Below are 22,122 nucleotides of genomic sequence, written 5' to 3'. Positions count from 1 at the left end.
GTCAACGGTAGCACCGGCAGCGAGATACATCTTGCCGGTCTCGGCCCCGCGCAGCACCAACTCCTTACCGGCCTTCAGCTCTTTAGCCAGGTTCACACCCTTTGGCCCGTACATCATCAGGAACTTGTCAGCGACAAGCCGCTCACTCAGCGGGTTCTCAAGGTGACGGTCCGGAACATCGATAACGATGGTGTTCTCAGCGGCCACCTCATACTCGATATATGGGATCGACTGGTTAGTTTTTGGATCCCAGCCGGTTGCAACCTTCGCCTCGTCGGTGAAGGGAAACTTCTCAAGCTTCGCGATGATGGCTTCCCGCAGGGCTTCTAGCATCTGCGTCGCATCTTCTTTACCGGCGGCAAACTTCTCGAACTCCACTGGGTCAGAGAGAAGCTCTTCAATCTCTTCCAGCGCGCGCGGACCGGTCATCCAATCCTGCTCGCTCGGATCACGGTCTGGGCGGCCATGCAGATACTCCGGAATGCGGAGCTCCATATAAGCTTTCCACTCAGCGCCAAGATCATCGATCCGGCCTTCATCCCAGAACTTTCGCGCAAGCTTCTGGGTGCTTGGCTGGGTTGGAATGCTCTCAAATTCAATTGAGATGCGGCCCATCTGTAGGCGGTTCAACAGGTCATGCTCTTGCATGGTGACGATGTCTTGGAAATCGATTTGATTGCCATTCTCGTCATGCACTTCATAGCTGAGCGAGAAATCATTGAACCGGCCCATGAAGCCCTTGCGCATATCCCAGATTGCGTTCTGGGCAGCCTCAACCGTTGGCGCGCGCTCTGCGGCATGAACCAGATCAAGGATGACGTAGTCGGAGACGTTTTCACGCTCAAGCGTCTTACGGGCCAATTCCATCTTGGCCTTGAACTCTTCCAGCACGCCCTCGCGCTCAGGGTCGAATTCAACCGGGTCCGTCTCAATCCCCATACGCATGGCGCGGTCGATTTTGCGGGCGTTGTTCAAGACATCCTCTGCCTTCACATGGATCGCGCGGTGGACTAAGCGAGCCTCTTCGGAGCCTTCCACTTTCACCTGGTAGTAAGGCAGCGGCCCGACATTGGTGAACAGTTCATCCTCAGGCAGTGGGTTGGTGATCTCATGGGCCCGCTGGAATTCAGGCTGCGCCCGGTTCCAAGCCTTCATCGCACGCTCAAGGAACACTGGGTTTTCGATCAGATAGCGGCGGTTTTCTTCAATCCGCTCAGGATCCCAGCCATTATTTTGGCCAGCACGGATCGCCATCTCTTGTGGCACCAAAATCGGGTTCTTACGCAGATGCTCAGTCTGGAACAGGGCGTTTGGATCGCGCTTCTGCTCTTTAATCATGTCGACGAGCTCGTCTTCGCTCATCTCAAGTAGGCGCTTGCCGTGATAGCGGAAGCCTTGCAGGTCCGTGTCGAGCTTGATCAAGAGAGCGTTTTTGAAATCGCCATACTCTTCATCAAGGTTGACCATCATGCCCATATGGCCGGCCGCACGGCCGAGGATGACGCGGCCCATACCCAACACGGGGTGATCATCAAAACCATTGGCACCGGCGACAAACTCACGCTGGGTGTTGAAGTCGGCATTGGTCTCCGCATGCTTCATCACATCGGGAGCAATGCGGCGAAGATAGGATTTGAAACCAGCGACCGCGAGGGCATCAACCAGGGCACGCTTGTGGCCCTTCTTATCGTTGTACTGAGACCCATCGGGCATGCGAACGCCATCCTCAATCCCCCGCTCCGGCACAGCGTTGCGGGTATTGGCGTTCATCAGGTCTTCAAGGCGGAAGCTACGGCCGCCCATGCCGTTCTCTAGGGTTTGCAGACCCTGCTCACCGTCTGGGCCGTATAGATAGACCATCTGGGCCAGCTTATGGATGTCAGTCCGGAACGCACCAACCTGGCGGGCNTCGCTTTTACGCGTATGGGTCAAGAAGATGTCTGGCATACCGGCAGTATCGAAGGCCGACCACATCCATGGGTCATCCGCGCGAATACCATAGAAGTGGTTCACCCCGACGGAGGAACGCATCCGCTTCCATTGCTGACCATCGGGATCGGTATAGGTGCCGCGGCCGCTCTTAATCGGGATCGAGACATACTTACCGCCCTGGTGCAGGCGCGCATGCTTAACCTCGCCATCTTCGTCCCGGAAGTACAGCTTACGAACCGTCTCTTCGGGGCGGTAGCCCTTTGAGGTTATTGGCGTGATGACCTCTTCATCGGTCAACTCATCAAAGACTTTAAGCGGCGCCCGGCGAAGTGCATCGGCCATACGGCCGGCCATTTCCTGCTGGCTGACACCGCGGTCCCAATCGCGTTGGCCGCGGCGGTTAACCAGTGCAGCCCGTGGGGACATGATGCGGTTATCAGGAACGCGCGCATCAACTTCCAGCGTGTCAACGACCCGACCAGCCAAATCGGTGGTGGCCAAACCAAGGTCCAAAATCGCGTTGAACTTCCGGCTCGTATCCACGGTCTCGGTATCATAATAGACCTCGGCAACCTGCCCGCGCTCCAACAGGTGACCAATCTCATCCCAGGTGGGGATGTAGTCATCTGGTGTTTGGATTGTCGGTTTATCGGTGGCCATAACTCGGTCTCAAATCTGGAATGTCGCGTTTCGTTTCTTCGATGCTTTAACTTGGACTTTAAGGGTTTGCCCTGCGCCGCTGCTCATTCGCGTCTGGCACTGGTTTGGGCGGTAGCTTGGTCCCGCGATCGCGGCGGCGGTCAATTGGGCGGCTACGATCACGTGGCCCTGGCTCTGGGCGCTTAACACCCTGCCTCGCCCGGCGATCACGGAGGCGACGCTTCACCTCTTCAACATCATGCTCAGCGAAGTTGGCTTCATAAACGCCACCACCGCGAACCATCAGGCCATCGCGGCGCTCACCGCCACGACGCTCATTGGAGATGAAGCGGGTCGCATCAAGGTGGCCACCAAAGTACTGGCCAAACTTACGGATCAGTTTGAAGACAACGAGAGAGGCTGGCAGACGGCCTAGGCTCTCAATCTCAGCGTTCTCGCGCTTGTCACCCTTATCGATGCCGAGGGCTTCAAAGTTCTCAACAATCGCACCGGAGTTCTTCAGCTTGAGGCGATCAAACAGCTCAAAGGTCCGCTTGATGGCTTCTGGATCGGTGACGTGCTGCGGTTGCGCGATATCCGGATTGATCAGGTTCGCGAACGCCTCAATGTCCTTCTCATTACCGTGACCAGAGCTGTGGATGCCCTTGCCGATAACGGTGATCCCACCGTCAATCTCGGTCTGCACCTCAACGCCCTTCTGGCCACCATAGAGGGCTTCGAGGCGTTCGGCTTGCTCACCCTTCGGGTTGTAGACACGGAAGCTGTCGCCCATGGCCACCACAACGGTGAAGTCGCGGTTGCGGGTCAGCTTATCAATCAGCTTCTTCTGGTTCTTCTCATTACCAGGGATGGCTGATTGCGAGATCACAATCACATCGGTATCCGAGTTCACCGGCAAGGCCGTGTGACGATACTCAGGATCAGCCTCAAACAGGGAGCGCCCCTCAGCGATCTTGTTCAGCTGGGCATCCATCTCAGCGATGCTGCCCTGGGTGCCGGTGACAGGAATAATCCGGCGTGATGGATCATCCTCAAGCATGCCGGCGACGGTCTTCTTCGCACCACGGCTAACCCGCAGGGTCGCGGTAAAGCGCGGCAGACGGTCATCAACCTTACCGCCAAGTTCATCAATCTTTTGAGCAAGCTGGGCGTCAGCGGCGCGCATCTCTGGGTAGAGGTAGTGCGATGGACGACCAACCAATGTCTTCAGCGTGGCGCGGCTTGGGGAGTCAACACCAGGCTCAAAGCTTGGGTTCTCCATATAGCCGTGGCGGCGCTGTTCGATCCAATCGATGACCTCAAGCGTGTTCTGCACCAGACCTTTACGACCATGGGCTGGGCCCGCCTCAAGCTCCGCCTGGAGGTCGGTTTTCAGCGCGGCCAGTTTGGTGTCGTAAACATGGTCAAGATAAAGCTGGATGTTACCGCTCTCTTGCGGCTCAACAGCCTTATAGTTCACGCCCAGGATGTTGTTGATCCGGGCCGTATCTTCGACAGCTGCACCGACTTCAAACATGTTACGACCCTGCTCAGTTGCAACACGCAACGCAGTCTCATAACGGTTGTCGTTGGTTGAGATCATGGCCAGCAAAATGCCCTTGTCACCAAAGACACCGCCGAGCAGTTCATTCATGTTCTGCTCAACTTCTGGCTCAGTCACCGCCCAGCCGCGCTTCTTGACCGAGGTCACATCAAAATCGACCAACGTGTCCTGGCGATCCACATCCTTGGCGTCGATATCGGCTTCGCGCTCTGCCAGGCCACGCAGACCACGCTTAAACCATTCACGGTCAAGCCAGCTAGCTGGCGGCTTCGGGCCCTCATAGCCCTCTTGCTCATACTTACCGAAGCGCATATCGCCCGGGTTCATATAGCTGCCGATGATATTGGTGCCGACGCGGCCGATGTAACGGAATGGCGTGGTACGGGCAGAGTGCGGCGTGGCGTGCGGGGAATACTCCACCGTCATCCGCTTCACGCCATCCTTCTCAATGTCCAGATGCCCCTCGTCAGTGATGGGCTGGAAGGTTGGCCAGTTCTTTTTATCGACGTCGTATTTGGTCAGCGAGATTTCGATCGCGCGAATAACGTCAGGTGTGGCGTGGAAGGTCTTACCCTCCAGCATGCCTTTACGGGCATAGATGCCAATACCGTGGGCGTGGTCTAGGTGACGGTGGGTGATGAACCAGTGATCGACCTGCTTCAGCCACTCAACAACATCCGGCACCGCGCCGTCATACTCGGAGCCCTCTTTCGGGATGAACATGCCCAGATCGTGGCCGACCGCAACACGGTCCAACTGACCATCCTTGTCGAGGCCTTCATGGACGATGATCTTGGTTGAACCAATCTGATCACCGAAATCATCAATGATCTCATCCCGGCCATTACCGAGCAGCGAGACCATGTACAACCGGCCGCCCTCTTCCATGCTTGGCGGTGGCTCAAGCGGATCAACCAGATCCAGTTGATCAAACTCGGTGAGGTAATCCATCACCTCCGGATAGCGGCGCTTACGCATCGCCTTCATGATCCGGTTAACGATGCCGAGGCCACGCATGCGGGTCACAACATCGCTGTTGACCAGATCTTCACCAAGCACCGACAGCTTATCGAGGCGGAACTTCCGCTTGCCCTTTTGGTTAGGGTCATCACCAGGCACACGGGTCCAGACTTCCTCAGTCAGGTCTGGGATCGCACGAGATTCAACACCCTCTGGTGCTTTTAGTGGCTCGATTGAGGCATCGACTTTGTGATGGCGGGTATTGGTCTCAATCCCGACCTCAGATTTAAACTGAATGCGGGTCTGCGGATCGGTCGCCACAACCGGGCGCTGATCGCGCATAACGTTCTGATAATCAAGTGTATTTACGCCGCGACCATCCAATGCCAAAGCGATTGGCGCCGGCACTTCAAGCTCGAATTCTTTGTCCGTTGCGCCCTGCTCAATCGAGGGCACGAAGTTGAAGCCACCCTGGGCATCAAGACCAACGATTGGCAGCGTCTCGCTAACCACATCGTGGATGTAAGTCTCGTCAAAAATCTTCGCGACTTGGGGCAGCTTGCCTTCACGAAGCGCGGTGTTGATCCGCTTCGCAGCCTCCATGACAAGGAGCACCTTGCCGGTGTCGTTTGGATCGACCTCACGACCCAACACACGAACGGCGTTGATGTCAGTCTTCCCCTCTTCAACCGATGGGGAGGTCTCAATCTCAATCAGGTCCTGAAGCAGCTGGCCACCATTCGGGCGCATCCGCCAGTACTGGATGCGGATATCATCCATGTTGCCATGAACATCACGGGCCGTGCGGGTCACAACAGCGGCGGCGCCACCGGTGCGAGGGTCGATATCGGCTTCAGCCAGAAGGATTGGGAACTTTTCGTGCTTGGTTAGATTGGCAACCGTGGTGTCGAGCTGGCGCGCAGCAAACTTGAAGAGATCTGGGTTCGCCTCGTTAAACTGGGCGAGCAGGTCAAGCTCATCCGGGTCAACATCGACCCCGATGATATTGGGCATGAAATCCGTTTCCCAATCCTGACCTGATTTTTGTTCTTCCGATGACACGGGCGGTTTTTCCTATTGGGTAGCGGGACCTAGTGCACTGTAATATCAGCAAAAACAGCTTCTAGCGGATCAAGCGGGGGTAGGTGCTGAACCCGCAGTGACCGTGCGATCCTGGCGAGATCACCGGTCAACACTTCAAGCTGTTGGGAATTCAATTGGACGGGGCGACCACGCCAGCGGCAGCTGCGTGGGCGAAGATCATCACGCCCAGCACCACGCGCCAAGAACAGGCGAAGTAGCGGTTGGATTTTGGCACCGCCACCAGGGCTCACCCGATATTGGTCGAGGATGATAACAACCTGGCGCGCGCCCACATCCTGGGTCATGCGCAAACGGAGGCCATCAAGCACACCGGTATCGACATCCAAATGGGTCGCGACCAGCTTCTGACCGGGCTGCAAATCCAGCCACTCAATCAGTGTTTCGGCGTCTAGTTTTTCAGCGACGACGGATGACATTTTTTTGGGCTCAAAATCCGGCCGGTTCAGGCGGGGGAATTGGGGGACGCGAACCGTGCTAAAACCTTGTCCATCAATAAAAAACGACTAATCCGCGAAAGTACGAAAATGTTTTTCACGTATTAGTAAACAAATTAAAAAACAATCGGATCATATATAAAATACACAGCAATTTTACAGACTAAATCAGCAAGATTTTGACAGCAAAATGCAGCGTCAAAATTTGACGCTGCAGATTTATTATTTCTCAATTACAGGCAGATTAAATTCAAACGATTCTGGCGCTGAAATTTACCCTGCAGTCGGTCGACCTGGGGATAGAATTGTTCCCTGGCCTGGACGACGACGAGTCTCAAGCTGGTCACGGGCGACAACACGCTGCCGTGCCTTCCAATAATCCTCGTTCAGATCTTTGACCTGATGATCGGAAAAACCGCGAGATGCATGGTCGATCAACTTCGGACGAACACGATCACGGATCTCTTTAATGTCGTCACGCTCTTGGCCATCGCGAATATGCGTGGTCACTGATGGGTGTGCGACCTGGGCCGACACCTCAACCCCCTTGCGGCTGCGGTAGTTCGGATCAACTTGACGATCGAACAACTCCAGCATCCGGGCCAGTGCCAAGGATTGATGCGGTACCTCGACATCATTGTCGATTGCACGCTCAACAAAAGCGGACAGCGTTTTGATCCGATCGGCGAGGCTCAACTCATTACCGCGCTGATCAAAAACCATGAAGTCTTGGCCAGAGCCGGTATCCCGTGGAACCAGGCCGGACTGAACCAAGGTCGCGCGAACCATATGCTGCACATAGGATGGGGATTGCTCCCAACCATCCATGACAACTAGGCGATCAACGCTGCGGTCGATCATCTTATTCCGGAACGCAACCCGCGCCTCGGAGCCAACCTTATCTGGGCCAGGGGCGATAACACCCTCACCGTTCTTACCGCCCGTCTCGAACATCTGATCGAATTCAGCGGTCGAGCGAACGATGCCGACATCGAACTTCTTGCGAAGCATCTCGGTCAGGCGACCAAGGTCACTGACATTGCGGCGTGCGATGGCGTTGAAATCTTTACCCTTGGCACCGGGTAGTTCGGCGATGTTCTCAATGCCCTCAATCTCGGCAGCATCCATCGCGGCGTTACCGGTTTTGGGATCACCAAGAACCAGCGCCACCTTTGGCTTAGATGCCGGGGGCAGTGCCGTCTCGGATGCGGCAAGCAAGAATGGCAGGATCAACCGCTCACGCTCGTTAAGCCGACGGTTATAGGTGTCATCCTCGAACAGCATGCTGTGCGTGTCTGAACCGAAATAATCACCTTTGAGGCGATAGACATGGATATCGGTGGTATCGGTTTTGAAACCGGCAAAGGCCGTGCGGGCCTTCTTAGTACCCCAGTCATCAAACGGGATCTGCTCATCCAGCTCAGTTGCAGGCTTCACGCCCTTCTTACCGGTCAGCAGATTGGCCTGCCACTTATCGCCTAGGTCTTCCCAGTCGATTTGGTCAGCGGCATGTTCTTTCAAGAACGGCCCCATCTGGGCCTTAAGGCGCGCAACCGCTTTCAGCTCTTTTTGAGCGCGCTTGGCGAGTGACGGGTGCAGATTGTCGGTGTCGATCAGGCTTGGGCGCCCTTCCTTGGCAGCCTCGATCTGATCAGACATATGCATCAGGCGAACTAGGGTGGTGGCCCCAACGCTAACGTCGAAGCCTTTCGGCGCTGCCCAGCGAACATAGTTGGAAATCGCTTCCATCCGGCGGAACAGGCTGACCTGACGGCGGTTGCCATCGACCACATCCATGCTGTTCGCATCACGACCGGGAACCAGGCCGGCCTGAACAGAGGCGCCATACATGAGTTCCCAGTTGGCGCCGCGCGAGAAGTTCGGATCACCAGCCAGTGGCTGTTGGCTTTCAAAATAGTGTTTCACTGGGAACCAGAGGGCCATGTAGTCCTCTTCTTCCCATTTCTGACCGCGGCTGAAGCCAGAATTAGCACCAAACTGGTGCACCATCGCCTGCAGCCCGGCGGGCGCAATGGCGATTTGGTCGGGGTATTGGTTCATCACATCGCGGGATAGCGCGAGGTTCTTATCCGTGTTTGGGCCGTAGACCCGCTCAGCAACGATATCACCGCCAGCATATTCACCCAGCTTGACGGTGGTCAGCTTGTCGCCGGCTTCATCGAACTTGTCTTTGTGAACGTAAGCTAGGCGGTGCCCCTCAATACCGCCAGAGATTGAGCAGAGAACGTAGTTACCCATCTGACCGCCGGTGGAGGCCTTAACCGCCCCGAAGGCCATGCGGATCTGTGCGCGGGCACGTTCTTTGTAATCTGAGCCCTGCTCGTCGAAGTAGCTGTGGGGGAAATCGTCGTAGATGTACTTCTTCTTACCGTCGAAGAAGTAATCCATGATTTCGTCAGCAGACGCATCGAGGCCCGGGGGCGGGGCGACCGATGCGTATTTTTTCTTCACTTGCGCGAGTGTGGGCATGGGCAGTTCGGGGGCTCTGCGGTTTAGATAGCGGCTCAAAAGCTGCTATGCATTTTTAACAGGCGCGCTATGCACGCGCTTCTTGGCCTCCGTTACACGACGCACGGTTGAAAGTGTCAAAGAGCCAACCCCAGTATTTTCAACAACTCGTCAATTGCCCATGCGCAGTTGTTGTGTATACAGGTTACGAGACACCATAACTTGCTGCGTTTCGAGTATAGAAAACAAAAAATCTGAATTTTAATAGCCAAGAAAATTGACCAATGAGCCGACAAACACTGCTCCTGCTAATGGCAAGCATCCTGACTATTCTGGTCATTGCAGTAGTAGTGAAAGCAATCCAACCCGCACCGGACCGAACTACTCAGCACATATTAGAGTATGGGGCCGAATATACTGGGGATGCACGTCCAACGCTCCGCATTCTAATGATTGGCAACAGCCATCTGCGGCGCGGTGCCATTGCTAGCAAAGTCGCAGAGTTGGCGAACAGTGATTCTGATGCCTGCCCCTATCATTTGATCACCGGATTCTATGGTCAGGATGGCGCAATGCTTATCGACCATTGGAATAGGACCCGGGCCAAGGCGGCCCTAACTGAGGGTGAGTGGGATCGCCTTCTTCTGCAGGACGCCAGTTGGTCGACGATTTTTCCTGCTGCCAAGTTTGATGAGACGACCCGCAACTGGATCGAGCTAGCCCGCGCCCATAATGTCGAACCGGCTCTCATCACCACCTGGGCACGGGATAACAGCAATCCGATGTACAGCGCGGTGCCGGTCTTTAACGCTGATCGCAACTTGATGCAGGGCGTGGTTACGCGGCGCCATGCTGACACAGCCGCCACCCTTGGCATCGGCACGGTTCCGGTTGGACCCGCCTGGCGCCTTGCCTGGTCTAATAGCGACTTGCCAACCCTCTTCCACCGCGATGGCAATCACACGAATACACTGAGCCAATGGCTCACCGCCCTAACCATCTATCACTATCTTTGTGAGCAGCCCGACCGCATGCCCGCCAGTGTTTTGCCCGAGGAAGTTACGCCGCATGCCCCCATCATCTGGGCTGCTGTATTGGGCGCTCGCGGGCAAGAGAGAAAAAGTGTCGAGAACCCATCAGAAATCGACGCGCTAGCACTATCGGCTACGAAGGCATTGCAGTAAGTTACCGCCGCACCAGAATCCGTTGCTTCGAGTTACCCTAATGAGCGTCTCTCTCACCCTTCCACGCTGGTACGATCTCCACGTCCATATGCGTCAAGATGCTATGCTGAAACCAATGCTTGCTGCGCATTACGCAATGGGCTGCCGAGGGGTCTTGGCAATGCCGAATACCAAGCCACCGGTGGCAAAGGTGACGAAGCAGGACCCTTTAGACTGCTGGAGCATTGAGGAATATCACGCGCAAATGCTTGAAGCTGGCGGTGATGCCCTTGAGGACATAATCATCCCTCTGTACCTGACCAAAGACACGACACCGGCCATGATTGAGGCAGGTGTTAAGTCGGGTTACCTTAGAGCAGCCAAATACTATCCTCCCCACGGCACTACCGGTGCCGACTTTGCACATACTTTTTCAGCGTATTTGGAGAACGGCGTTTTCCAGGCCCTGGCCGACAACAATGTAAACCTCTGCATACACGGGGAAGAGCATGGGCTGGATGCTGAAGTTTACTTCGACCAAGACAGCAATGCCGAGGCACTGTTCTACACGAACCAGATGCCGGAGCTCATCGACAAGGTGCCGACACTGCGTGTGGTCTGTGAGCACCTAACTACGGCCACCGCCGTTAAGTTTGTTTACAATGCACCTGACAACGTTGCCGGCACCATAACCCCCCAGCATCTGCTCTATACCGTTGGCCACCTGCTGAAGGGCTGCAACTACCATCTCTACTGCCTACCGCTGGTGAAGTACGATAAGGATAGAGAAGCACTTCGTGCGGCGGCAGCTGATACAAACACGAAGAAGTTTTTTGCTGGTACTGACAGTGCCCCACACACGGTGAAAGCAACCCCTTGCGGTTGCGCGGCAGGTTGCTTCACCGGTTACATCGCACCGCAGCTTTACGCCGAAGCCTTCGAACTGGCTGGCTATGATCTCTCAATTGCTGAAAACCAAACGGCTTTTGAGCGTTTCTTATGCCTAAACGGCCCCGAGTTTTATGGCCTACCAACAACAAACGATACCTTTACCATTCGGCGGCAACCACAGACCGTCAAGATGGTGTCAGTACCTGGCGCATTACCTGGTGAAGATGTGGTGACACCACTTCCACTTGGCCTAGGGAAGAGCGAAATTCCATGGTCTATTGACCCGGTCGCAGCATGAGGCTGCTAACCAACCCACTATCGCTTTTACCACCAGAGACAGCGCACAGCGTCGCGCTCGGCTTCGCCTCAACGGGATTGGTGCCCTCAGCCCCGGCAGATTCGCCAGGGCTTAAACGGCAGTTGCTGGGCAAGACCTTCCGCAACCCCATCGGCCTATCGGCCGGTGCGGATAAAGAGGCGGCGGCCCTAATCGGGTGGGAGAAGATGGGCTTTGGGTTTGTTGAGGCGGGTACGGTCACGCCCAAGGAGCGGCCAGGCAACCCGGGCCCGCGCATCTGGCGAATTGGTCAGGATGATAGCCTAGTTAACTGGCTCGGCCTTCCCGGCCGGGGCATGGATTACTTTCTCAACAATCTCCGGCAGTATCGCGCCAGGGTAGAGCAGAAGCTGGTGGTTGGCGTCAGCATTGCCGCCCCTGATGGCGGGTTGGCCGACTTCTCAATGCTGGCTGCGGCGACGGCGCCGCTTGCGGACTACTTAACCCTGAATGCCTCATGCCCCAACGTGACCCATGGTGAGGGTGATCACGACCCCGCCGCCGATATGGCAGCACAGGTAAAGGCCGTTACCAGTGCAGCCGATGGCACGCCGCTATTGGTCAAGCTGGGCCCGACCAATGACCGCGATAGTTTCGTCCATATGGTGACCCGCGCGTTGGAGGCTGGTGCCGCAGGCATCGTTGCCACCAACACCGTGCCACCGGATCGCACCGACCTTATTCCAAACGCAGACTTCGTCTGGCCTAAGCATGATGGCCAGGCTGTTGGCGGCTATAGCGGCCCGCTATTGCTCGATATCGCCTGCAACATGGTTGCGTGGGCACGGGACGCGGGCGGGCCAGAAATGCCGCTGATGGGCGTCGGCGGCGTGCAAAGCGGCGAAGATGCCAAACGCCTGGTTGATGCAGGTGCCGACGTGATCCAACTCTATACCGCCCTCACCTATCAAGGGCCCAAGGTTCTTCGGCATATCAAGCATCGCTTGCTAGCTGATAACTAGTATCTCGCCCCAAACTAGCTGACACCTGCCCTAAGCTAAGCCAATGCTCGTATCGCATTCGAAGAAGTTCATTTACCTCAAGACGACCAAGACGGCTGGCACGTCGGTTGAGATAATGCTGCAGCGGTATTGCGTGCCCGCTGGCCGGGAGGTCGGGGACGTTACAGATTGCATTGAGACAAAAGCCGGCATCATCGGCGCGAGGCGCCGATGTAGCAAGCCAGAAATGGCGGGGGCACATGCTGGCTGTGGAAGTGCGAAACCGACTGCCAGCTGATGTTTGGGATAGCTACACGAAGATCTGCAACATTCGGAACCCTTGGGATAAAACCGTCTCCCAGTTCCATATGGACTTCCGCCACCTCCGTGATGAAGAACAAGACATCATCATCAACGCCTTTCGAGAGTGGCTTGGCAACATCGAAAAAGTGCCTACGGATAGAGCCATGTATTTCATTCGTGGCGAACCGGTCGCTGATTTCTTCATCCGCTATCAACAGCTCCATTCAGATTTGGAAGAGCTAGCGCGCAACCTGGATCTGGAACTAGATCTCGAGAATGAGCTGCCAACTGCAAAAACTGGATTCCGGGCACCAAGCTCTCTGCCATTCCAGGAGTATTATGACGACCATTGCCGAAGCCGGGTAGCCGACGCCTATAGCGCCGAAATCGAGCACTTTGACTGGACCTTCGACTAGCCATCCCGAAAAGACAAAAGCGGCAGCACCCAGTAGAGTGCTGCCGCTTTTTTTAACCCGGTATGAACCGGCTAAATTACTGATTAGCTGAATATCGCCGTCGTGACATCCAGCTCATCAACCCCGATGAGGGTAATCGTACCACCGGCGTGGGTGATCACCGCATCGCCATCGAGGTTGTTGGCGGCGCTTGCAACGAGATCAGCAGCCAACGCACCCGACACCGAGATAGAATCTGATGCGATATCAAAGTCTGTAATGGTGTCCGCACCCTCGCTGCTAGCGCTGTCGAACTCAAACACATCCGCATTAGCACCACCGGTGAGTTCATCATCACCCGCGCCACCAACAAGCGTGTCGTCGTTGCCAGCCCCATCAAGGGTATCGTTACCACTACCACCAACCAGCGAGTCATCCCCGCCGCGGCCATTCAGATAATCGTCGTTATCGCCGCCATCCAATGTGTCGTCACCAGCGCCGCCGGTCAGCGAGTCATCGCCACCGCCGCCGTTCAAGACATCGGCTTCATTGTCACCATTAAGGGTGTCATTGCCGGAGCCGCCATTAATAATGTCGGCACCGTCGCCACCGCTCAGGACATCATCATCGGCCTGACCATTGATCGTATCATCACCGGTTCCACCGATAATGTTGTCATCGCCGATGCCACCGTTGAGCAGATCAGCGGTGCCACCACCATTAATCGTGTCGTTACCAGCCCCGCCATCAACCGTGTCAGAGCTACCGCCACTGGAGATGTTATCGTTACCGGAACCAGCATTGATGATATTGACGGATGAGTTACCGGTGATGTTGTCGTTGAAGTCGGTACCGATCACATTCTCAAAGTTGAGATACGTATCGGTGCTGCCGCTCTCATCCGTACCAGTGCCAGAAACAAGGTTGATGGTAATCCCAGCATTAATCGAACTACCAGTGATCCAGTCACTGCCAGCACCGCCATCGCGATAGTCTGTACCATCGCGATCAACAAAGAAGGTATCCGCGCCACTGCCGCCATAAAGCGTGTCATTGACACCGGCGACGCCAGCGAGACGATCATCGAAATTCGAGCCATAGGCAATTTCAACGCCCGACACGGTGGTGGATGGGCTAATGCCAACTGACAGGCTGCCCCATAGGAACAACTTAGCCCCACCAGCTGCACCACTGGCATCAATTACGTCGATACCTGCACCACCAGTAATGAAATCACTTTCATTCGTGAGGATGAACAGGTCATCACCGCCGCCGCCGTTGATCGTGTCTACACCTGCACCACCATCGACGATATCGTTACCACCGCCACTCCAGATAACATCAGCACCACCTGCACCGCGCAGAATGTTGTTTGCCGAGCTACCGGTAATGTTGTCGCCAAAATCAGTGCCAACTGCGTGTTCGAAGTTCAGAAGCACATCGGTAGTGCCACTCTCATCGGTGCCAGTTCCAGCTCCCAGATTCAGGGTGATACCAGCATTGATACCGTTACCCAGGATCCAGTCATCACCAGACCCAGCATCCCGGTAGTCCGCACTGTCGCGGTCGACATAGAACGTATCCGCGCCAGCACCACCATAGAGGGAGTCACTTGCGCCACCGACACCGGCAAGCCGATCATCAAAATCGGTACCGTAGGCAATCTCAACATTGCTAATCGTAATCTGCGGGCCAGAGCCAATCGAAACATTGCCCCACAAGAACAATGTCGCGGATTCAGTGGCACCGGTCACATCGATAGCGTCTACACCGGCACCACCATTCACGATGTCACCGCCGCCGGAGGTCAGGATGAACAAATCATCACCGCCACCGCCATTCATTGAGTCGACGCCGTTGCCGCCAATGATGGTATCTGCGCCACCACCACTCCAGATGGTGTCATTACCATTAGAGCCAGAGATGTAGTTGGCCGAGGCGTTGCCGGTAATGTTGTCGTTGAAGTTGGTACCGATCACATTCTCAAAGTTTACGAACGTATCAACTGCACCACTCTCATCGGTCGCCGTACCAGCACCAAGGTTGATTACCAGGCCGGCATTAATGCCAGAGCCGGAAATCCAGTCACTGCCACCGCCGCCATCGCGGTAATCGACACTATCGCGATCAACGAAGATGGTGTCGGAACCTAGGCCGCCATACAGCGTATCGCTAATGCCGCCAGCACCTGCCAGACGATCATCAAAATCAGACCCGTATGCGATTTCGACACCGCTCACAGTTGCAGAGGCAGATGAACCGATAGAAGCGCTTCCCCAGAGGAACAGTTTCGAATCCGTGGATGCACCGCTCGCGTCGAGAACATCCGTCCCCGTGCCGCCAATGATCTCACCGCCACCCGGCGTCAGAAGGATGTAGTCATCCCCCTCACCCCCATCGAGGGTGTCAGCGCCATTGCTACCACCATCGAGACTGTCGTTGCCTTCACCGCCAACGATGAAGTCGGATCCACCACCACCGGTGATCGAGTCATTGCCTTGGAAACCATAGGCCAACCAGTTCTCGTCATCCGGGGCATCAAGGATGTTGTCGTCTGGGGTGCCCAGCGCGCCATTAACTTCGGTGGTTCGGGTGTATGTGATCGCCGTACCTTCAGTGCCAACGGCTGCAACGCTGGCAATTGAGTAGACACCGATCATCTGGAACGTCGCTGTGGCGCCGCCCGACGTCACCGCAACCGTGGTGAAAATACCGTTATCGCTAATGCTGACATCGCCGAGGGAGAAAAACTCGCCAACAAAGGCCATGTCCTCGCCGGTCTCAACATCGAAGAAAATGTCTTCGTGGAATTCCTCAAGCGTACCGATGTAACTATCGATCCCCTCGCCGCCAATCATCTCGTCAGCGCCAAGACCACCGGTTAGCGCATCGTTGCCGGCGCCACCTTCGAGCGCGTCAGCAAAGTTGCCACCCACCAAAACATCATCGCCGCCAAGGCCGATAATATTCCAGCCAACGAACAGATCATCAGCGATCAGCTCATTGCCGTTGTTGTCGCCAAGCAGCTCCGTGAGCAGGCCGAGATTATTAGACATGGTATGTAACCCCCGATAACAGCGAAGACGCTGAACCCCATGCCACCCCGACATTGAGTCAACGCTGAGAGTGCTTGTGTTCCTTGATAAAACACGGATTTACACTCTTACCCCATATATACGTCACACTCTTTGATAGGTGCTTTCAACGGCTAAGAAACACACAGAACTGTGAGTAAAGGCCCAACCGTTCAACGGCATAGGCGTCGGGCAAGGCCAGACCACTCGCATAAGCGGTGGCAGACAAAAGCGGGTGTTAAGGGAAGGTTGGTGGGCCCGGAGGAGCTTCATGAAATCAACAAAAGGAACAACCTAAGCCAAAAGTTAGTCATATTTTGTGACGTATAACTTCAATAACTTACGCCCATATTTGACTAACCTAAACCTGCAATTCGTTGCAGCAGCGCTATTGCACATAATAACACCTATTGTGTTACTCAGGCCGGGCTGAAAAGCATCAACCGACACAGAGATCCTTGCGTCCGCGCAAACGGTGGAAAAGTGGCTCCCTCTGCCCCCATAAACCAAATCCGGGCATTAAGTTACATTGCCAGCTCACATAAGGCTGGCTTCACGGATAAATCGGGTGGGCACGTTACGGTGGTCCGACTGGTCGGAGACCACCATCAGATGCTTCCGCGCCCTAGTCATGCCAACGTAAAAGAGACGGCGCGCTTCTTCGAACTCCTCTCGTGTTCTGGACGTGAAGTGAGGAATCTGGCCTTCGTTTGCGTGAACTATTGCAACTGCGTCGAATTCCCGGCCTTTGGAGTTGTGCATCGTGATTAGTTTGATCGCTGAGTCCGGGTCTGCGAACAGACCGAGGTCTTCAATCTGGAGGTTTGCGACATCGACATTGTTCCGCGTCATGTCGGCATGCATTTCCTGAACGGACGTGTTAATGGCCTTAGCCGTCACAGTGTCTATCCACTCTTCATCCATCAACATTTGCCCGGCTGATTGCGCACATCGCACAAGCCAATCCATTCCCCCCGGGTGCAAGCCGGCAATCCGCTTGGCCTCATAGACTAAGGCGAGCGATATCATCCTTCCGCTGTAGGAAAACAAATCAAAGCGGCTGACGCCCATGGCTTCACTGATCAACCGAAACAATGCCTTCTCAACTCCCGGAACTACCGAAAGTGTTTGGGAGGCTACACTCGCCCCCAGCTGCTCGGCTAGTGGCGCAAAGAGCCGTCTTCTTTGATACGGGCGAGCTCCTGGCCCAAACACCGGCACATCGAACTTGCGTAGCATTGTGGCAATGGGCACAAGGTGGCGCCACCACGGGGCTAATATCGCAGCTTGGCCCAGAGGAATATTATTCTCTTCCAGCAGAGGCAAAAAGTAGTCGGTCACCGCAACAGTAGCGTTTGCGGCATGCTCATAAGAAACAGAACCCTCTCGATCCGCGGCTTCACCCGAGGGATACATCCCAGGATTGCGACGGATCAGCGTCTGGGCCGGGGTGATTATTTCCTCGGTGGACCTGAAGTTCCCACTCAAGAAGATATCCTGGCGCGCTCCAATGTCATCAGCAAACCCATTGGCCAGGTCCGGTCGGGCGCCAGCAAATGCGTGTATGGATTGGTGTTCGTCGCCCACGAGAAAGAATTGAGAGTGCATTCGTTCATGCAGCACTTTGAGAATCTCGACCTGAACGTCCGTGGTGTCCTGGAACTCATCAACGAGCAGCCACGCAAACCGGGAGGAGAGACCATCGCCGACGAACGGATGATCGCGAAGAATTTGAAGCGAGTAGTACAAGATCATTGAGAAATCGATGTACCCGTTGGCGAGCATGAGTTCCCAATAGCGCCGGGCTGTGGCATCTGTGACGATGCCTCCTTCGATCCCGCTTCCTGCTGGGTTGCCATCAATGTTCATGCGAATTGAGGCGTAATCCTCGAATGCTCGGAACTGAGGTTGGCGACCCTGCTCATCTTCGACGATTCTGACAAGCTGGTCGAACAACCTCATCTCACGCGTGAGAATCTTTAAACCAATCGGAAGTTTGGGGACCATCCAACTGTAAGGCCGAAGAATGAACTGCAGGCAAAAGGCATGGATGGTCGAAACCTCGCAGCGGTCGAAGAGCGTGTTTGTCCCGATCTGGCGTACACGCGCCTCGATTTCGTCAACGGCTGCGTTTGTGTAAGTGATACATCCAATAGATCGGGGCGTCGCTTCCACTTTTTCCGCCAGTTGCAGGAGCTTGGCGATGACGACCCGGGTCTTCCCACTTCCCGGGCATGCTGAAAGCATAAGATTGTCTTGGCAGTTAACTGCTTCTCTTTGATCTGGCGTCAGCGAAATCATTCACGGAGCCAATCTATTGCTGACTGGATGTAATCCGGGAGCTTGGTGCATTCATCTGCATATCGGGCGGCGACCTGTGCGAACCGTGCCTTACCGAAGCGCTTCGCAGTGTTGAGAACAGATGTCCCGAGATCGACCAGGAGTGCCGATTTTTCCGCATCACTAAGCTCCCCGTTTTGTAAGGTCCAGAAACCCTCCTCCAGTTTCTTTGTGATCACCGGCGCACCGAGCTCCTTGGCTGTAGCGATGAGCATCGGAAGCGTTTCTTCCATCACCAGCTCACGCTCAAACGTTGTCGCGCCCGCAAAGACCTGTACGTACTCACCGCCAAGAGATGCGAGGTCTGGCGCATCCTCTTCGACGTTGAATTCGTCACTTGCATCGGAGGGCTGTAGATCGGCATCGGCCACGATGGCGCACTTCTTCTCAAGCGAGCCAGGTCTGAACAGATCGGCGTAGGCATCGAAATGGACGCCGTAGATGGCAATCACGGAAATCCCTAGTCTTTCTAGATGAGCCCCATGAATTGCCTCGACCATAGCGGGTATCAGGAACAACTCTGCGGGGCCCTCGACCAGCATGACTTTCCTAGCAAACAAGAGGTTGCTCTTGGTTGCGTCCAAGTAGCGCTCAAGGTCGGCAATATTCCTATCATCAAGCGCCTCATTGCTCGACAAGTTGCAGGACGAAATGCTTGAGTCCGCGCGCTTGGTCAGAGAAATGAAAGTCTTGAAAGGCGCAAGAGACGTCACTTGCGTTGAATGACTCGTCAATACGACTTGCACACCTTTATCACGCAGAGCGATTAACAAGGATGCCTGAAGCTGCGGATGGAGGTGTGCCTCCGGTTCCTCCAACAGTATTAGCTGGCCAGCCGATTGCGCCTTTCCGATACGGCGTTCCAAGTACTCCATTAGGATCGCAATATAGAGGATATTATTCATTCCCAGGCCATTTCGGCCGGGTTCAAAATCCTGTAGTGAAAGGTCAGAAAGCAATATCTTAAGATTGCGTACTATGGCTTGAAATGTTGCAGCCGAAAGGCCGAGGGTGGCATCCATTTCAAACGCTGGGCCGGATACGTCCTTGAGGGACTTGTCGATGGCCTCGGCTATGTTGGCGATGGCATCTGACGCTTCGATTTTCTGGTTAGCTTCATCGAGGATTTCAGTCAGTGCGTCCTGTTCTGCCCGATCGATTTCGCATGCTTCGATAAGTTTCACCAAAGGTGAAGTTCGTGCATGCCGGAGATCGGATTCGACGTTCCGCAATGCAGGGAGACTGACCACCAAATAGGATTGAAGATCCGAAAACCGGACGACCTCTCCAATATCGTCATCGTCCCAGGCAATTTCACCAAGGTCTATGGCCGGGTTGCCGCCTCCCTTGATCTCCCAAACGTAGTCATCAAGAGTTAGCTGCCCTGCTTCTAACTCTCCGCTTTTGAGCTGCTCACGAACGCGCAGCCGGGGCCGAAATCTGTAGAAGATACGGGCGCGATCTGCCTCCAACTTCCACGTGGCAACCAGTGCTTCCTCATTCACCTTGCCTTGGAAGTCTGTTAGCTCAACGCCAATCAGAACCTGCCCAGGATGCGAAATGTCGAGTACTGAGTGGATGTCCTCCCTGATCAATGAGCGATAGTAGGCCGGCAGAGTAACATCGAGGCAAATCTGGATCGCCCTCAGAACAGCCGTCTTGCCCGTGTTGTTCTCACCAATGATGCAGGCGAGATCGTCTTTGATCTCTATGTCAAAATCCTTAAGGGCCCGGTAGTTCTGAATTACAACTCTCGAAAGTCTCATGCGCTACGATCCGTAAGAATTCTGTCCCACACGAAGTCGAACTATCGCTGCTTCACCGTTTTTTGAGCAAGCCATATCAGCCATGGAGACCTGCCCCAATAAAGTGGTTAAGTGTTAGCTTCAGCGCATGGGATTGCGGTCCGCCGAGACTGAGGCTTACGAGACCCCCACAGGGGCAGAGATGGTCGCATTACCAAAGACTTCTCATGGTAGGACTTGGAGGCGATAAAGACCCTCACGATTAAACACCACATGGCCGCCACCCGTCTTGGTCAGTGAGCGGTTTGAGCCTTAACAACCTAAGGCCCGGCACCGCCACAAGCATCCTGTCATTGCTAGACCATCCGGGGATCACGCGACGGCTAAGTTTAGCAGCAGCCCCTATCCTCTAACGGCCAACTTGCAGCGCGGCCTGCACAAAGTAGAACCAATCTCGTACTCGTCAGCCATGTCTTAAACAAACATGCTTCCGATCACCTGACTGGCATCGACACCCAATAGCGTAATCGCGCCACCGGCATGGGTGATAACAGCATCGCCATTTCCATCATTGGCCGCACTCGCAACCAAGTCAGCGATAAGCTCACCACTAACCGAAATTGTGTCATCTGTTGTGTTAAAGTCCACGATCACGTCATCGCCTTCACCGGCAGCATTATCAAACACAAAGCTGTCTAAACCTGCGCCACCGGTCATGGTGTCATTGCCGCTACCACCATCTAGGGTATCCGCACCATTGCCGCCTAAGAGCTGATCATCACCAGCGCCACCATAGAGCTGGTTGTTGTTCAGATCGCCAGTGATCGTGTCATTGAAGCCAGAGCCAATGGCATGCTCAATGTTATGCAAGGTGTCTTCGTCACCATCCTCGTTGGTGCTCTTATTCGCACTGAAGTTGATATTGACGCCACCGTTACGATTAGCAGCGGTTATCCAGTCATTGTCATCACCAGCACCACCGTCACGGTAATCACCGCCATTGCTGCCAACGTAGAAGGTATCGCTGCCTTCGCCGCCATAGAAGGTGTCATTGATGTTAATGGCGCTCCAGAACACGTCATCGAAGTCGGTGCCATAGACGATCTCGATACCGGTGATGTCATTATCATAGCCCCCCGTTCCGAACACACGGTTCCATAGATGAACCGTCACACCATGGGTCAGCCCACTGGCATCAATCGCGTCACTACCGCTGCCGCCGTTGATGGTGTCTCCGCCATCGCTGCTTAAGTAGAATAGGTCGCCCCCACCGCCGCCAGTCAGCGTATCGGAACCACCGCCGCCATCTAGGGTATCATCGCCACCGCCGCCTAAGAGCTGATCATCACCAGCACCACCATAGAGCTGGTTGTTGTTCAGATCGCCAGTGATCGTGTCATTGAAGCCAGAGCCAATGGCATGCTCAATGTTATGCAAGGTATCTTCGTCACCATCCTCGTTGGTGCTCTTATTCGCACTGAAGTTGATATTGACGCCACCGTTACGATTAGCAGCGGTTATCCAATCGGCGCCACCCTCGCCGTCACGGTAATCACCGCCATTGTTGCCAATGTAGAAGGTGTCGCTACCATCACCGCCATAGAAGGTGTCATTGATGTTATTGGCGCTCCAGAACACATCGCCAGAGGCCGTGCCATAAACGATCTCAATGCCGGTGATGTCGTTATCATAGCCCCCAGTGCCGAACACACGGTTCCATAGATGAACCGTCACACCATGGGTCAGCCCACTGGCATCAATCGCGTCACTACCGCTGCCGCCGTTGATGGTGTCTCCGCCATCGCTGCTTAAGTAGAATAGGTCGCCCCCA

At 55.0% G+C, this 22,122-nt stretch carries 11 protein-coding genes; 4 read left to right on the top strand and 7 right to left on the bottom strand.

Annotated features, from left to right (window positions below; translation table 11 throughout):
• Nucleotides 1-2,650 precede the first annotated feature (2,650 nt).
• The 3 genes from KI792_00220 to KI792_00210 form a co-directional block, all read right to left on the bottom strand.
• Nucleotides 2,651-6,109, bottom strand: coding sequence for a hypothetical protein (locus KI792_00220; GenBank protein MBV6631433.1), 3,459 nt, complete (start codon nucleotides 6,107-6,109; stop codon nucleotides 2,651-2,653).
• 77 nt (nucleotides 6,110-6,186) lie between these two features.
• Complete coding sequence (locus KI792_00215) at nucleotides 6,187-6,615, bottom strand: hypothetical protein (protein MBV6631432.1); 429 nt, start codon at nucleotides 6,613-6,615, stop codon at nucleotides 6,187-6,189.
• Between the two features lie 291 nt (nucleotides 6,616-6,906).
• Entirely contained in the window at nucleotides 6,907-9,123 is a 2,217-nt protein-coding gene (locus KI792_00210) for a hypothetical protein (GenBank protein ID MBV6631431.1), read from the bottom strand.
• Between the two features lie 263 nt (nucleotides 9,124-9,386).
• On the opposite strand from KI792_00210, the gene KI792_00205 reads away from it, so the two are divergent.
• The 4 genes from KI792_00205 to KI792_00190 all read left to right on the top strand — a co-directional run bounded on the left by KI792_00205 (nucleotide 9,387) and on the right by KI792_00190 (nucleotide 13,153).
• The gene (locus KI792_00205) at nucleotides 9,387-10,286 is read left to right on the top strand and encodes a hypothetical protein (GenBank protein ID MBV6631430.1); all 900 of its coding nucleotides are present in this window, start codon (nucleotides 9,387-9,389) and stop codon (nucleotides 10,284-10,286) included.
• Nucleotides 10,287-10,326: 40 nt separating this feature from the next.
• Nucleotides 10,327-11,454 carry a dihydroorotase gene (locus KI792_00200; GenBank protein ID MBV6631429.1) on the top strand — a complete coding sequence of 376 codons (1,128 nt, stop codon included), beginning with the start codon at nucleotides 10,327-10,329 and terminating at the stop codon, nucleotides 11,452-11,454.
• Nucleotides 11,451-12,455: a dihydroorotate dehydrogenase (quinone) gene (pyrD, locus tag KI792_00195; GenBank protein ID MBV6631428.1), complete on the top strand. Its 1,005-nt coding sequence runs from the start codon at nucleotides 11,451-11,453 to the stop codon at nucleotides 12,453-12,455. Before KI792_00200 ends, pyrD begins: the two co-directional genes overlap by 4 nt.
• A 239-nt stretch (nucleotides 12,456-12,694) precedes the next feature.
• The gene (locus tag KI792_00190; protein MBV6631427.1) at nucleotides 12,695-13,153 is read left to right on the top strand and encodes a hypothetical protein; all 459 of its coding nucleotides are present in this window, start codon (nucleotides 12,695-12,697) and stop codon (nucleotides 13,151-13,153) included.
• A gap of 83 nt (nucleotides 13,154-13,236) precedes the next feature.
• Here the strand turns inward: KI792_00190 and KI792_00185 are convergent, their stop codons facing one another.
• The 4 genes from KI792_00185 to KI792_00170 all read right to left on the bottom strand — a co-directional run.
• On the bottom strand, nucleotides 13,237-16,188 hold the full coding sequence (locus KI792_00185) for a calcium-binding protein (protein ID MBV6631426.1): 2,952 nt from the start codon (nucleotides 16,186-16,188) through the stop codon (nucleotides 13,237-13,239).
• Between the two features lie 555 nt (nucleotides 16,189-16,743).
• A complete protein-coding gene (locus KI792_00180) occupies nucleotides 16,744-18,507 on the bottom strand; it encodes an ATP-dependent helicase (GenBank protein ID MBV6631425.1) in 1,764 nt (587 codons plus the stop codon).
• Nucleotides 18,504-20,312, bottom strand: coding sequence for an AAA family ATPase (locus KI792_00175; protein MBV6631424.1), 1,809 nt, complete (start codon nucleotides 20,310-20,312; stop codon nucleotides 18,504-18,506). Before KI792_00175 ends, KI792_00180 begins: the two co-directional genes overlap by 4 nt.
• A gap of 453 nt (nucleotides 20,313-20,765) precedes the next feature.
• Nucleotides 20,766-22,122: calcium-binding protein (locus KI792_00170; protein MBV6631423.1), on the bottom strand; the 1,357-nt coding region annotated here is incomplete at its 5' end.

The organism is Alphaproteobacteria bacterium SS10 (assembly GCA_019192455.1).
Classification (GTDB): Bacteria; Pseudomonadota; Alphaproteobacteria; order TMED2; family TMED2; genus TMED2.
The sequence above is the reverse complement of the archived record's forward strand: the minus strand, read 5'-3'. Positions and strand labels throughout refer to the sequence as shown.

What these genes read in the sequence shown, in the direction of transcription:
- KI792_00220 (MBV6631433.1), bottom strand. Translation starts at nt 6,109, where the DNA reads ATGCCCAATATCATCGGGGTCGATGTTGACCCGGATGAGCTTGACCTG.
- KI792_00215 (MBV6631432.1), bottom strand. Translation starts at nt 6,615, where the DNA reads ATGTCATCCGTCGTCGCTGAAAAACTAGACGCCGAAACACTGATTGAG.
- KI792_00210 (MBV6631431.1), bottom strand. Translation starts at nt 9,123, where the DNA reads ATGCCCACACTCGCGCAAGTGAAGAAAAAATACGCATCGGTCGCCCCG.
- KI792_00205 (MBV6631430.1), top strand. Translation starts at nt 9,387, where the DNA reads ATGAGCCGACAAACACTGCTCCTGCTAATGGCAAGCATCCTGACTATT.
- KI792_00200 (MBV6631429.1), top strand. Translation starts at nt 10,327, where the DNA reads ATGAGCGTCTCTCTCACCCTTCCACGCTGGTACGATCTCCACGTCCAT.
- pyrD (MBV6631428.1), top strand. Translation starts at nt 11,451, where the DNA reads ATGAGGCTGCTAACCAACCCACTATCGCTTTTACCACCAGAGACAGCG.
- KI792_00190 (MBV6631427.1), top strand. Translation starts at nt 12,695, where the DNA reads ATGCTGGCTGTGGAAGTGCGAAACCGACTGCCAGCTGATGTTTGGGAT.
- KI792_00185 (MBV6631426.1), bottom strand. Translation starts at nt 16,188, where the DNA reads ATGTCTAATAATCTCGGCCTGCTCACGGAGCTGCTTGGCGACAACAAC.
- KI792_00180 (MBV6631425.1), bottom strand. Translation starts at nt 18,507, where the DNA reads ATGATTTCGCTGACGCCAGATCAAAGAGAAGCAGTTAACTGCCAAGAC.
- KI792_00175 (MBV6631424.1), bottom strand. Translation starts at nt 20,312, where the DNA reads ATGAGACTTTCGAGAGTTGTAATTCAGAACTACCGGGCCCTTAAGGAT.